Raw genomic sequence first — 12,525 nt, 5'->3', positions numbered from 1 at the left:
CGGCCGTTCGCCGTACTCCTCCAGGGCGTGGGCGATCCAGCCCGCCGTGCGGGCCACGGCGAAGACGGTCTCGCCGGCCGACGGCTCCATGCCGCAGGACACGGTGAACACGGCGAGGGCCAGGTCCACATTGGCGTGCAGCGGCCTGTGACGGGCCGCCGTGGCGACGACGTCCCGGGCCGCGTCGAGAGCGGGCGCCGCCTCGGGGATGTCCTCCAGGCGCGCGAACAGGGCACGCGCGCGTGGGTCCTCGCCGGTGTACAGCGGATGACCGAGGCCGGGGATGCGGCGGCCGGCCCGCAGCTCCTCCGCGATCACGGGCGCCGCGCGGCCGAGGTCGAGCACCTGCAGCAGCATGCGGTGGGCGAGCCCGCCGGCCGCGCCGTGCAGCGGTCCTTCGAGCACCCCCAGTCCCGCGGAGACGGCAGCGTAGGCGTGCGCACGGGCGGAGGCGGCGACCCGCACCGCGAGCGTCGAGGCGGCCAGGTCGTGGTCGGCCAGCAGCCCGAGCGCCGTGTCGAGGACCTGCAGTCGCGCCTCTTCGGCTGGCCGGCCGCTGAGCCGCTCCCACAGACGGCGGGCGAGCGGACCCTCGACGCGCCTGCCGTGCCTGTGCGCGGGCAGGACGGCGACGAACGTGGGGATCAGGGTCCGCGCGGCGCCGAGCACGGACTCCTCGGTCAGGTCGAACCGCAGCGGGTCCACGGCAGCCGCCGCCACTGCGGCGACCCGCAGACGGTCGGTCGTGCCGGTGTGCTCCGGCAGCGCGTCGACGGCCCGGACGGCGGCCTCGACGGACTCCGCGGGCGCCGTGAAGACGGCTCCGGGGCGCGACCGGCCGGTCCACAGCCATTCGGCGACCTCCTCGTAGGAGTGCCGGCCGGCGAGCTCGACCGCGTCGACCCCGCGGTAGTAGTAGCGGTCCTCGTCGATCGAGGTGAGGCGGGTGCGCACGGACAGCTCCGTCCCGGGCCTCACGGCCCCCTCGGCATCGCGCCTGGTGCGCCGGGCGAGCGCCTCGACCTCTCCGGCGTCGAAGGTGCTCCCCCGGCCCGCGGCGGCGCGGCGGCTGCCCAGCCGGCCGCGGCTGACGTACGCGTACACCGTCTCGGGCTTCACCCCGAGCAGCTCGGCGGCCTCTTTGGTGCTCAGCCGTCGTTCGAGGCGGCCGGGTGCGGGGTCGTCGTCGTGCATGGGGGTCACCGTATCCACACGGTCATCCGGCGGTTCCCGGCAGCCTGGACGGCGCTGTCCCAGGTGCGGCGATGCCGGACGGGGCGGGCGCCTGCCGCCTGCGGCCGTCCCGCGTCGATCGTCCACTCCGCGGGCGCGCCCGGCTCGTATCCTGGGCGCGCAGTCAGTCCGCGCAGTCAGTCCGCGTACGGGCGCCGGAGCCCTGAGCCGGTCCGCGCGCAGGTGTCAGAAAGGTCGCACGGTGGCACACGCTCCCGGTCCGCAGCAGATCCCGGTCGTCGTCCTCGCCGGATTCCTGGGTTCGGGCAAGACGACACTGCTCAACCACCTGTTGCACCACAGCGGAGGCAGCCGGATCGGTGCGATCGTCAACGACTTCGGCGCCATCGAGATCGACGCCATGGCGGTGGCCGGCGCACTCGGCGACTCCACCGTCTCGCTCGGCAACGGCTGCCTGTGCTGCGCCGTCGACGCCGGCGAACTGGACGTCTACCTCGGGCGGCTGACCCGGCCAGGCTCCGGCATCGACGTCGTCGTGATCGAGGCCAGCGGCCTCGCCGAACCGCAGGAACTCGTCCGCATGGTGCTCGCCAGCGATCACCCGGGGATCGTCTACGGCGGGCTCGTCGAGGTCGTCGACGCGGCCGAGTTCGACGACACGCGGGCGAGGCACCCCGAGATCGACCGGCATGTCGCCCTCGCCGATCTCGTCGTCGTGAACAAGCTCGACCGTGCACCGGACCCCGAGCGCGTCCTCGGGCTCGTCCGCACCCTCACCGACCGGGCCGCCGTCGTGCCGGCCACCCACGGCCGTGTGGACCCCGAGCTCCTCTTCGACTGCCGGCCGAGCGAGGAGCGCATCGGGCAGCTGTCCTTCGACGACCTGCACCGGCACACCGACGCACAGGGAGCGGATGGGCACGACGGCTGCGCGGACGCGGGCGGCGGGCATCTGCACGCCGGCTACGACAGTGTCTCCTTCGCCTCCGAGGTCCCTCTAGACCCGCGCCGTGTGATGCGGTTCCTCGACAGCAGGCCGGAGGGTCTCTACCGGATCAAGGGGTACGTCGACTTCGGTCCGCACGACCCGGTCAACCGGTACGCCGTGCACGCGGTCGGGCCCTTCCTGCGCTTCTACCCCCACCCCTGGCCCGGTGCCGGCGCCCGCCTCACCCAGCTCGTGCTCATCGGCGCCGGCATCGACGCCGCAGCCCTCGGCAAGGAACTCGAGGGCTGTCGCAGCGACGCCCCTCACGCCGACGAACACGGCATGTGGGGCGTCCTGCGCTTCGTCCAGGACCCCGAGGAGGACCGTCCCGAGGGGGACCTCCCCGGGACGGCCGACGTCTGGGCGGGCGGACCGGAAGAGGCCGCCGTCTAGATCGGCCCCGCCACCACGCTCACCGTCTTCGCCAACGACACGCCCGAGCCGTCACGGCGCGGGTCGATCTCCGGCAGCTCGGCCGGCAGACCGTTCTTCTGGGCGGCCTTGGCCGGGACGGGGCCCGCCCAGGCCAGCGACAGGCAGTCCTCGCCCTTCAGGAACCGCTGGCAGCGCACACCGCCGGTGGCGCGGCCCTTGCGCGGATACTGGTCGAACGGGGTCAGCTTGGCGGTCGTCTGGACGGAGTCGTCCAGCGTCCCCCGGGAGCCGGCGATGGTGAACACCACGGCGTCCGCCGCCGGGTCCACGGCCGTGAAGGAGATGACCTTCGCGCCCTCGGTGAGCTTGACGCCCGCCATGCCGCCCGCCGGACGGCCCTGCGGGCGCACCTGGGAGGCCTGGTAGCGCAGCAGCTGGGCGTCGTCCGTGATGAAGACCAGGTCCTCTTCGCCGGTGCGCAGTTCGACGGCGCCGACGATCCGGTCCCCGTCCCTGAGGGCGATGACCTCCAGCTCGTCCTTGTTCGTCGGGTAGTCGGGCACGACCCGCTTGACGACACCCTGTTCCGTGCCGATGGCCAGTCCGGGCGACGACTCGTCGAGCGTGGTCAGACAGACCACCGTCTCGGCGCCCTCCAGGGACACGAACTCCGCCAGCGGGGCCCCGCCGGACAGGTTCGGCGCGGACGCCGTGTCCGGAAGCTGCGGCAGGTCGACGACGTTGATCCGCAGCAGACGGCCCGAGGACGTCACCGCGCCGATCTCCCCGCGCGCGGTGGCCGGCACCGCCGAGACGATCACGTCGTGCTTGGTGCGCTTGCCGTCCCCGTCCCCGTCCTCGGCCGTGAAGGGATCGCCGTTCGCCGTGCGGGCCAGCAGGCCCGTGGAGGACAGCAGGACGCGGCACGGGTCGTCCGCCACCTGGAGGGGCACCGCGGCGGCCGTGGCGCCCGACGACTCCAGCAGGACCGTACGCCGTTCGGTGCCGAACTTCTTGGCCACCGTGGCGAGTTCCGCGGAGACCAGCTTGCGCAGCTCCGCGTCCGAGTCCAGGATCCGGGTCAGCTCGGCGATCTCCCCGGTGAGCCGCTCCTTCTCCGCCTCCAGCTCGATGCGGTCGTACTTGGTGAGGCGGCGCAGCGGGGTGTCCAGGATGTACTGGGTCTGGATCTCCGACAGCCCGAAGCGCTCCATCAGGCGCTCCTTGGCCTGCGCGCTGTTCTCGCTGGAGCGGATCAGCCGGATGACCTCGTCGATGTCGACGAGGGCCGTCAGCAGACCCTCCACCAGATGCAGCCGGTCACGGCGCTTGGTGCGGCGGAACTCGCTGCGGCGTCGCACGACGTCGAACCGGTGGTCGAGGTAGACCTCCAGCAGCTCCTTCAGGCCCAGCGTGAGCGGCTGGCCGTCCACCAGCGCCACGTTGTTGATGCCGAAGGACTCCTCCATCGGCGTCAGCTTGTAGAGCTGCTCAAGGACCGCCTCGGGCACGAAGCCGTTCTTGATCTCGATGACCAGGCGCAGACCGTGCGCCCGGTCGGTGAGGTCCTTGACGTCGGCGATGCCCTGGATCTTCTTCGAGCCGACCAGGTCCTTGATCTTGGCGATGACCTTCTCGGGGCCGACCGTGAAGGGCAGTTCGGTGACGACCAGGCCCTTGCGGCGGGCCGTGACCGTCTCCACCGCGACCGTGGCGCGGATCTTGAACGTGCCGCGGCCGTTCTCGTAGGCGTCGCGGATGCCGGAGAGGCCGACGATCCGGCCGCCGGTCGGCAGGTCGGGGCCCGGGACGAACTTCATCAGGGCGTCCAGATCCGCGCCGGGGTAGCGGATCAGATGGCGGGCTGCCGCGACGACCTCGCCCAGATTGTGCGGCGGCATGTTCGTGGCCATGCCGACCGCGATCCCGGATGCGCCGTTGACCAGCAGGTTCGGGAAGGCGGCGGGCAGCGCGACCGGCTCCTGCTCCTGGCCGTCGTAGTTCGGCGCGAAGTCGACCGTGTCCTCGTCGATCGACTCCGTCATCAGGCTCGTCGCCGCGGCCTGGCGGCACTCCGTGTACCGCATGGCGGCCGGCGGGTCGTCGTTGCCCAGGGAGCCGAAGTTGCCGTGGCCGTCGACGAGCGGCACGCGCATGGAGAAGGGCTGGGCCATGCGCACCAGGGCGTCGTAGATCGAGGAGTCGCCGTGCGGGTGCAGCTTGCCCATGACCTCGCCGACGACACGGGCGCACTTCACATAGCCGCGCTCCGGGCGCAGGCCCATCTCGTTCATCTGGTAGACGATGCGGCGGTGCACCGGCTTCAGACCGTCACGGGCGTCCGGCAGGGCGCGGGAGTAGATGACCGAGTACGCGTACTCGAGGAAGGAGCCCTGCATCTCGTCGACGACGTCGATGTCGAGGATCCGCTCCTCGTACGAGTCGTCGGGCGGCGGGGTCTTCGTGCTGCGGCGGGCCATCGCTGCCGGCTCCTTGCTGGGGCGTGTGACGGGATCTGACGCGGACCATTGTGGACCGTGGCACTGACAGGGCGGGCGAGGACCCGGCGTCGGCCCTTCGGCCCCGCCCGCGAAGCCGCCTCGTCCACGGCTGCCCGCAGGCTACGCGATCTCGCTCTCGGCGTATGTCGTCCGGGAACTTCGCCTCCTGTCCGCACGCTTGCATACAGTGACAGGACCGGCAGGAAAACCGCGGTTTCGACGACCGCGTCCGCGATCGGAAGGGACGTACATGCCCATGGGTCACACCGCCACAGCCCAGGCAGGCTCCGGGGGCCTGACAGCGACCGAGCACCGCCTGGCCAACGGCCTGCGTGTGGTGCTCTCGGAGGACCACCTGACCCCCGTGGCGGCGGTGTGCCTCTGGTACGACGTCGGCTCACGCCATGAAGTCAAGGGCCGTACCGGCCTTGCTCACCTTTTCGAGCACCTCATGTTCCAGGGATCGGGCCAGGTCAAGGGCAACGGTCACTTCGAGCTCGTCCAGGGTGCGGGCGGTTCGCTGAACGGCACCACCAGCTTCGAGCGCACCAACTACTTCGAGACCATGCCCGCCCACCAGCTGGAGCTCGCCCTCTGGCTGGAGGCGGACCGCATGGGATCGCTGCTCACCGCGCTCGACGACGAGTCGATGGAGAACCAGCGCGACGTCGTCAAGAACGAACGCCGTCAGCGCTACGACAACGTCCCCTACGGCACGGCCTTCGAGAAGCTGACGGCCCTCGCCTACCCCGACGGCCACCCGTACCACCACACGCCGATCGGCTCGATGGCCGACCTGGACGCGGCGACGCTGGAGGACGCGCGCGCGTTCTTCCGCACGTACTACGCGCCCAACAACGCCGTCCTGTCGGTGGTCGGCGACATCGACCCGGAGCAGACGCTCGCCTGGGTCGAGAAGTACTTCGGCTCCATCGCCGGGCACGACGGCAAGCCCGAGCCGCGTGACGGCTCCCTGCCCGACGTCATCGGCGAGCAGTTGCGGGAGGTCGTCGAGGAGGAGGTGCCGGCCCGCGCCCTGATGGCGGCCTACCGTCTGCCCGAGGACGGCACGCGCGCGTGCGACGCCGTCGACCTGGCGCTCACCGTCCTCGGCGGCGGCGAGTCCTCCCGTCTCTACAACCGGCTCGTGCGCCGCGACCGCACGGCGGTGGCGGCCGGCTTCGGCCTGCTGCGGCTCGCCGGGGCGCCCTCCCTGGGCTGGCTGGACGTGAAGACGTCCGGCGACGTCGAGGTGCCCGTCATCGAGGAGGCCATCGACGAGGAGCTCGCCCGGTTCGCCGAGGAGGGCCCCACGGCCGAGGAAATGGAGCGCGCCCAGGCCCAGTTGGAGCGCGAATGGCTCGACCGCCTCGGCACGGTCGCCGGCCGCGCCGACGAACTGTGCCGGTTCGCCGTCCTGTTCGGCGACCCGCAGCTCGCCCTCACCGCGGTCCAGCGTGTGCTGGACGTGACGGCCGAGGAGGTGCGGGAGATCGCCCAGGCCCGCCTGCGTCCCGACAACCGCGCGGTGCTCGTCTACGAGCCCACCGCCGCCGAAGCCCCCGCCGACCAGGACGAGAACGAGGAGGCGGCCCGGTGACCGAGCTCGCCACGATGGACTTCCACCCCCAGCCCCAGGCGGGCGAGGCCAAGCCCTGGGCGTTCCCGGCGCCCGAGCGGACCGCCCTGGCCAACGGCCTGACGGTGCTGCACTGCCACCGCCCCGGCCAGCAGGTCGTCGCCGTCGAGATCCTGCTCGACGCTCCGCTGGACGCCGAGCCGGAGGGTCTCGACGGCCTCGCCACGATCATGGCGCGCGCCTTCACCGAGGGCACCGACAAGCACTCCGCCGAGGAGTTCGCCGCCGAACTGGAGCGCTGCGGCGCCACCCTGGACGCGCACGCCGACCACCCCGGCGTCCGCATCAGCCTCGAGGTCCCGGCCTCGCGCCTGACCAAGGGCGTCGGTCTGCTCGCGGACGCCCTCAGGGCCCCCGCGTTCGCCGACAGCGAGGTCGAGCGCCTCGTGCGCAACCGCCTGGACGAGATCCCGCACGAGCTGGCCAACCCCTCCCGGCGCGCCGCCAAGGAGCTCTCGAAGGAGCTGTTCCCGGCCACCGCCCGCATGTCGCGTCCGCGCCAGGGCACCGCCGAGACGGTCGAGAAGATCGACTCCGCGGCCGTCCGCGCCTTCTACGACAAGCACGTCCGTCCGGCGACGGCCACCGCCGTCGTCGTCGGCGACCTCACCGGCGTCGACCTGGACGCCCTCCTGGGCGACACCCTGGGCGCCTGGACGGGCTCCGCCGCCGAGCCGCGGCCCGTGCCGCCGGTGACCGCCGACGACGCCGGCCGGGTCGTCATCGTGGACCGCCCGGGGGCCGTCCAGACGCAGCTGCTGATCGGCCGGATCGGCGCCGACCGGCACGACCGTGTGTGGCCCGCCCAGGTGCTCGGCACCTACTGCCTCGGCGGCACCCTCACCTCCCGTCTGGACCGCGTCCTGCGTGAGGAGAAGGGCTACACCTACGGCGTTCGCGCCTTCGGGCAGGTCCTTTTGTCCGCGCCGGACGGCTCGGGCGCCGCGATGCTCGCCATCAGCGGTTCCGTCGACACCCCGAACACCGGTCCTGCGCTGGACGACCTGTGGAAGGTGCTGCGCACCCTCGCCGCCGAGGGGCTGACCGACGCCGAGCGCGACGTCGCCGTGCAGAACCTGGTCGGGGTGGCGCCGCTGAAGTACGAGACCGCGGCGGCCGTCGCGAGCACGCTGGCCGACCAGGTCGAACAGCACCTGCCCGACGACTACCAGGCGACTCTGTACCAGCAGCTCGCCGCGACCGGCACGGTGGAGGCCACCGCGGCGGCCGTGAACGCCTTCCCGGTGGACCGTCTGGTGACGGTCCTGGTGGGCGACGCGGCCCAGATCAAGGCGCCCGTCGAGGCCCTCGGCATCGGCGAGGTGAAGGTCGTGTCCGCCGAGTAGCCGACAAGCCGAGCCGACAAGCCGAGTAGCCGTGGATCGCGGCGGCAACGGCACGCACGCGCAGAGGCCCTGGTCGACCGAGCGTCACCAGGGCTTCTGTTTGTCCGAATTGGGGTGGACGTGGCCTGTCTGCACTGTGGGATGCGCTACAAAAACCGTGATCCGTTTGAGGATTGATCCCTTCGCCGCTTAGCTTCATCCGGGCTGTCCGTCAGGCACTGCGCCGCAAGCTGCGGCACCGGACAGTCATCGCCGAGTCCCCGTACGGCGCGAGCCAGGGGAGCCGGGGACCCACTTGTGAAGTCCCTGGGGTGAATCGGACGCCCGCGTGCACACGAGGGGGTCCGTAGGAGACCTTCCTGCTCCGAACCCGTCAGCTAACCCGGTAGGCGAGAGGGAAGGAAAGGACACCTCTGACTTCATGGCGTTCACCTGCGCCACCGGGAAGCACCGCCGGCCCAGCCGGATGCAGCGTTCCACCGCTCGCGCGGTCGGCGTGGCGGCGCTCACCAGTACCGGTGTGATGGCCTCCGTCGCCTCCACCCAGGCCTTCGCGGCCGAGCCCACCCCCGAACAGACCGGTCTGATCCCGGTCGTCACGGCCGGCGAGTCCGTGGCCGAGTCGGTCGCCGACCAGGTCGACGAGCAGGTCGCCGCGCAGAAGAAGGCGGCTTTCGAGGAGGCCGCCCGCCAGGCCGCCGCGAAGAAGGCCGTGGAGGAGCGCGAGGCACGCGTGCGTGCCGCCCGTGAGGCCGAGCGCAAGCTTCTCAACACCTTCGTGTCGCCGATCACCGGCTCCTACGTCTCCACCGGCTACCAGGCCAGCAGCTCGCTGTGGTCCTCCGGCAGCCACACCGGCGTCGACTTCCACGCGGCCAGCGGCACCACCGTGCACGCGGTCGGCTTCGGCACCGTGGTCGAGGCGGGCTGGGGCGGCGCCTACGGCAACCAGGTCGTCATGAAGATGAACGACGGGACGTACACGCAGTACGGTCACCTGTCGTCCATCGAGGTGTCGGTGGGCCAGACGGTCACCCCGGGCCAGCGCATCGGGCTGTCCGGCGCGACCGGCAACGTCACCGGAGCGCATCTGCACTTCGAGGCGCGCACGACCCCCGAGTACGGCTCGGACATCGATCCGGTCGCCTATCTCCGCAAGCACGGCGTCAACGTCTGACGCCCGACGGCGACAGATCGTTCGGCCCCGGCCCCTCGGCCGGGGCTTTCGCCGTTTTCGGGGCCCCGCTGTCCAAAAAATATCCCTGGATTCCGGCTCCCCGTCGGAAATTCCCGCTCATTGCAATAGAGTCACGGAACACACGTCAACCGTCGACGTTTCACGGGGATTAAGGCGGAGGTCCGTCATGCGAATTCCGGCGCACTCGGTGTGCACGGCCGTCCGGGACGACATCGTCGCGGGTGTCTACGAACGCGGCAGCCGCCTCACCGAGGAACTCCTCGCCCGCCGCTACGGCGTCTCGCGCGTCCCGGTCCGCGAGGCGCTGCGCACCCTGGAGGCCGAGGGCTTCGTCGTCACCCGGCGGCACGCGGGCGCGTGCGTGGCGGAGCCCACCGAGCAGGAGGCGGCCGACCTGCTGGAGATGCGGTTGCTGCTGGAGCCGCTCGGCGCCTCCCGGGCCGCCCAGCGGCGCACGGAGGCCCATCTGAAGGTGCTGCGCGGGCTCGTCCGGCTGGGTCAGGAGCGGGCCAGGAGGGGCAACAGCGAGGATCTGCGCTCCTTGGGGGGCTGGTTCCACGAGACGCTCGCCCAGGCCTCCGGAAGCCCTGCCCTCGCGTCGATGCTCACCCAGCTCCGGCACAAGATCGCCTGGATGTACGCGGTGGAGGCGCCGGCCGACCCCGTGGAGTCCTGGGCGGAGCACGGCGCGATCGTCGACGCGGTGACGCGCGGCGACGGGGAGCGCGCGCGGGCGGTCACCGCGCTGCACACCGAGCGCGCGACCCTCGCGCACCGGCTGCGCTTTTCCAAAGGGCCGGAGCGGGCCGATCGTGTGAGGACTTCGCAACCTCCCGTAAACATGACGGGTCTGCGGCATTAACACGGGAGCCGTATACAAAGAAGGAGTAATTCGAGGGGGATTATTTCTGCTGCCTGTGCACGGGAAATGCGAAGGGCTCGCCCGATAATTCGGACGAGCCCTTCACCGCATAACGCGGCGGTGCTCAGACGGTCTCGGGGAGTTCCTCGAGGCCTTCGGCGACCAGCTTCGCCAGCCGGTCGAGCGCGGCGTCCGCGCCCTCGGCGTCGGAGGCGAGGACGATCTCCTCGCCTCCCTGGGCGCCGAGGCCGAGAACGGCCAGCATGGAGGCCGCGTTGACGGGGTTGCCGTCGGCCTTGGCGATCGTCACGGGGATGCCTGCGGCCGTGGCGGCCCGGACGAAGATGGAAGCGGGGCGGGCGTGGAGGCCCTCGGCCCAGCCGACGTTGACGCGGCGCTCAGCCATGTGATGCTGCCCTTCGGTGTCTCAGGTTGTCTAGACCAGTGTTCCACATGTGACGCGGATGAGGGACGGTCCCTGGGTGTCCCGTCACCATGCGGTCGCCGGATCGCGGCCTCGACCCGGCGTGCGCCCTCCAGACTGCCTCGCGCCGTTGTCGGAAGCGAGCCGTAGTCTGGGCCCCATGCAGAGCGCGTCGGACCGGCACGAGTACCCCGCCCACTGGGAGGCCGACGTCGTGCTGCGCGACGGCGGCGCCGCGCGCGTCCGCCCGATCACCGTCGACGACGCCGAGCGCCTGGTCAGCTTCTACGAGCAGGTGTCGGACGAGTCGAAGTACTACCGCTTCTTCGCGCCCTACCCGCGCCTGTCCGCGAAGGACGTCCACCGCTTCACGCACCACGACTTCGTGGACCGGGTGGGACTCGCGGCCACGGTCGGCGGCGAGTTCATCGCCACCGTGCGCTACGACCGCATCGGCGCCGACGGCATGGCCGCCTCCGCGCCGGCCGACGAGGCCGAGGTGGCCTTCCTCGTCCAGGACGCCCATCAGGGACGAGGCGTGGCCTCCGCCCTCCTCGAACACATCGCGGCCGTCGCGCGCGAGCGCGGCATCCGTCGCTTCGCCGCCGAGGTGCTCCCCGCCAACAACAAGATGATCAAGGTGTTCACGGACGCCGGCTACACCCAGAAGCGCAGCTTCGAGGACGGCGTCGTCCGCCTGGAGTTCGACCTCGAGCCCACCGAACGCTCCGTCGCCGTGCAACGCGCGCGGGAACAGCGTGCCGAGGCGCACTCCGTGCGGCGGCTCCTGACGCCCGGCTCGGTCGCCGTCGTCGGCGTCGGTCGCGCTCCGGGCGGGGTGGGCCGCAGCGTGCTCGGCAATCTCCGGGAGGCCGGGTTCACCGGACGCCTGTACGCCGTGAACCAGGCTTTTCCCGAGGATCTGAAGGAACTCGACGGCGTGCCCGCCCACCGCTCCGTGCGGGACATCGCGGAGCCCGTGGACCTCGCGGTCGTCGCCGTCCGGGCCGAGCACGTGCCCGCGGCCGTCGCCGAATGCGGCGAGCACGGCGTGCAGGGACTCGTCGTCCTCTCCTCCGGCTATGCCGAGAGCGGTCCCGACGGGCGCGAGCGCCAGCGTGAACTCGTACGCCACGCGCGCGCGTACGGCATGCGGATCATCGGCCCCAACGCCTTCGGAGTCATCAACACCGCGCCCGAGGTGCGCCTCAACGCCTCACTCGCCCCCGAGATGCCGAGGCCGGGCCGGATCGGTCTGTTCGCCCAGTCCGGTGCCATCGGCATCGCCCTGCTCTCCCGGCTGCACCGGCGCGGCGGCGGGGTCACCGGCGTCACCGGCGTGTCGACCTTCGTCTCCTCCGGCAACCGTGCGGACGTCTCCGGCAACGACGTCCTCCAGTACTGGTACGACGACCCCGACACCGACGTCGCCCTCATGTACCTGGAATCCATCGGCAACCCGCGCAAGTTCACCCGCCTCGCCCGGCGCACGGCGGCCGCCAAGCCCCTGGTCGTCGTCCAGGGCGCCGGTTCCGCCCCGCAGGGGCACGCCGTACGGGCCACCCGGCTGCCGCACGCCACGGTGTCGGCGCTGCTGAGGCAGGCCGGCGTGATCCGCGTGGACACCATCACCGAGCTGGTCGACGCGGGCCTGCTCCTCGCCCGTCAGCCGCTGCCGACGGGGCCGCGCGTCGCGATCCTCGGCAACTCCGAATCCCTCGGACAGCTCACGTACGACGCCTGCCTCTCCGAGGGGCTGCGTCCCCTGCCCCCGCTGGACCTGACCACGGAGGCCGCGGCGGAGGACTTCCACGCCGCACTGGCGCGCGCCCTGGGCGACGACACGTGCGACGCGGTGGTCGTGACGGCCATCCCGGCGATCGGGGAGACCTCGCCCGGCGACGCGGAACTCGCGGAGGCCCTGCGCTCGGCGGCGGCCGCGGCCCCGGCCAAACCGGTGCTCGTGGTGCACGTGGAGCTCGGCGGCCTCGCGGCGGC

General features: G+C 71.8%; 9 protein-coding genes and 1 riboswitch. Of the genes, 6 read left to right on the top strand and 3 right to left on the bottom strand.

Annotated features, from left to right (window positions below; translation table 11 throughout):
- Nucleotides 1–1,194 (bottom strand): citrate synthase (locus ABT300_RS35055; protein ID WP_351684583.1); only part of this gene is annotated, 1,194 nt, incomplete at its 3' end.
- A 241-nt stretch (nt 1,195–1,435) separates the two neighbouring features.
- On the opposite strand from ABT300_RS35055, the gene ABT300_RS35050 reads away from it, so the two are divergent.
- The gene (locus ABT300_RS35050) at nt 1,436–2,575 is read left to right on the top strand and encodes a CobW family GTP-binding protein (RefSeq protein ID WP_351684581.1); all 1,140 of its coding nucleotides are present in this window, start codon (nt 1,436–1,438) and stop codon (nt 2,573–2,575) included.
- Here the strand turns inward: ABT300_RS35050 and ABT300_RS35045 are convergent.
- Entirely contained in the window at nt 2,572–5,037 is a 2,466-nt protein-coding gene (locus ABT300_RS35045; RefSeq protein ID WP_351684578.1) for a DNA gyrase/topoisomerase IV subunit A, read from the bottom strand. The genes ABT300_RS35050 and ABT300_RS35045 overlap by 4 nt on opposite strands.
- Before the next feature lie 271 nt (nt 5,038–5,308).
- On the opposite strand from ABT300_RS35045, the gene ABT300_RS35040 reads away from it, so the two are divergent.
- The 4 genes from ABT300_RS35040 to ABT300_RS35025 all read left to right on the top strand — a co-directional run bounded on the left by ABT300_RS35040 (nt 5,309) and on the right by ABT300_RS35025 (nt 10,103).
- Complete coding sequence (locus ABT300_RS35040; protein ID WP_351684576.1) at nt 5,309–6,658, top strand: M16 family metallopeptidase; 1,350 nt, start codon at nt 5,309–5,311, stop codon at nt 6,656–6,658.
- Nucleotides 6,655–8,043, top strand: coding sequence for a M16 family metallopeptidase (locus ABT300_RS35035; RefSeq protein WP_351684574.1), 1,389 nt, complete (start codon nt 6,655–6,657; stop codon nt 8,041–8,043). The genes ABT300_RS35040 and ABT300_RS35035 overlap by 4 nt, the downstream gene beginning before the upstream one ends.
- A 240-nt stretch (nt 8,044–8,283) precedes the next feature.
- Nucleotides 8,284–8,450: riboswitch (cyclic di-AMP (ydaO/yuaA leader) on the top strand.
- Between the two features lie 14 nt (nt 8,451–8,464).
- On the top strand, nt 8,465–9,220 hold the full coding sequence (locus ABT300_RS35030; RefSeq protein WP_351684572.1) for a M23 family metallopeptidase: 756 nt from the start codon (nt 8,465–8,467) through the stop codon (nt 9,218–9,220).
- A 187-nt stretch (nt 9,221–9,407) separates the two neighbouring features.
- The gene (locus ABT300_RS35025) at nt 9,408–10,103 is read left to right on the top strand and encodes a GntR family transcriptional regulator (RefSeq protein WP_351684570.1); all 696 of its coding nucleotides are present in this window, start codon (nt 9,408–9,410) and stop codon (nt 10,101–10,103) included.
- Between the two features lie 124 nt (nt 10,104–10,227).
- Here ABT300_RS35025 and ABT300_RS35020 read toward each other — a convergent pair whose 3' ends face one another.
- On the bottom strand, nt 10,228–10,509 hold the full coding sequence (locus ABT300_RS35020) for an HPr family phosphocarrier protein (RefSeq protein WP_007385204.1): 282 nt from the start codon (nt 10,507–10,509) through the stop codon (nt 10,228–10,230).
- A 178-nt stretch (nt 10,510–10,687) separates the two neighbouring features.
- Here ABT300_RS35020 and ABT300_RS35015 point away from each other — a divergent pair.
- The coding region (locus ABT300_RS35015) for a GNAT family N-acetyltransferase (RefSeq protein ID WP_351684567.1) at nt 10,688–12,525 on the top strand (1,838 nt) is incomplete at its 3' end.

It is taken from the genome of Streptomyces sp. NPDC001027, assembly GCF_040299045.1.
Taxonomy (GTDB): domain Bacteria; phylum Actinomycetota; class Actinomycetes; order Streptomycetales; family Streptomycetaceae; genus Streptomyces.
Note: the sequence above shows the minus strand (reverse complement) of the source record. Positions and strands in the feature narration are given on the sequence as shown.

Coding starts and splice junctions, on each gene's coding strand:
- ABT300_RS35045 (WP_351684578.1), bottom strand. CDS start 5,037: ATGGCCCGCCGCAGCACGAAGACCCCGCCGCCCGACGACTCGTACGAG.
- ABT300_RS35040 (WP_351684576.1), top strand. CDS start 5,309: ATGCCCATGGGTCACACCGCCACAGCCCAGGCAGGCTCCGGGGGCCTG.
- ABT300_RS35030 (WP_351684572.1), top strand. CDS start 8,465: ATGGCGTTCACCTGCGCCACCGGGAAGCACCGCCGGCCCAGCCGGATG.
- ABT300_RS35025 (WP_351684570.1), top strand. CDS start 9,408: ATGCGAATTCCGGCGCACTCGGTGTGCACGGCCGTCCGGGACGACATC.
- ABT300_RS35020 (WP_007385204.1), bottom strand. CDS start 10,509: ATGGCTGAGCGCCGCGTCAACGTCGGCTGGGCCGAGGGCCTCCACGCC.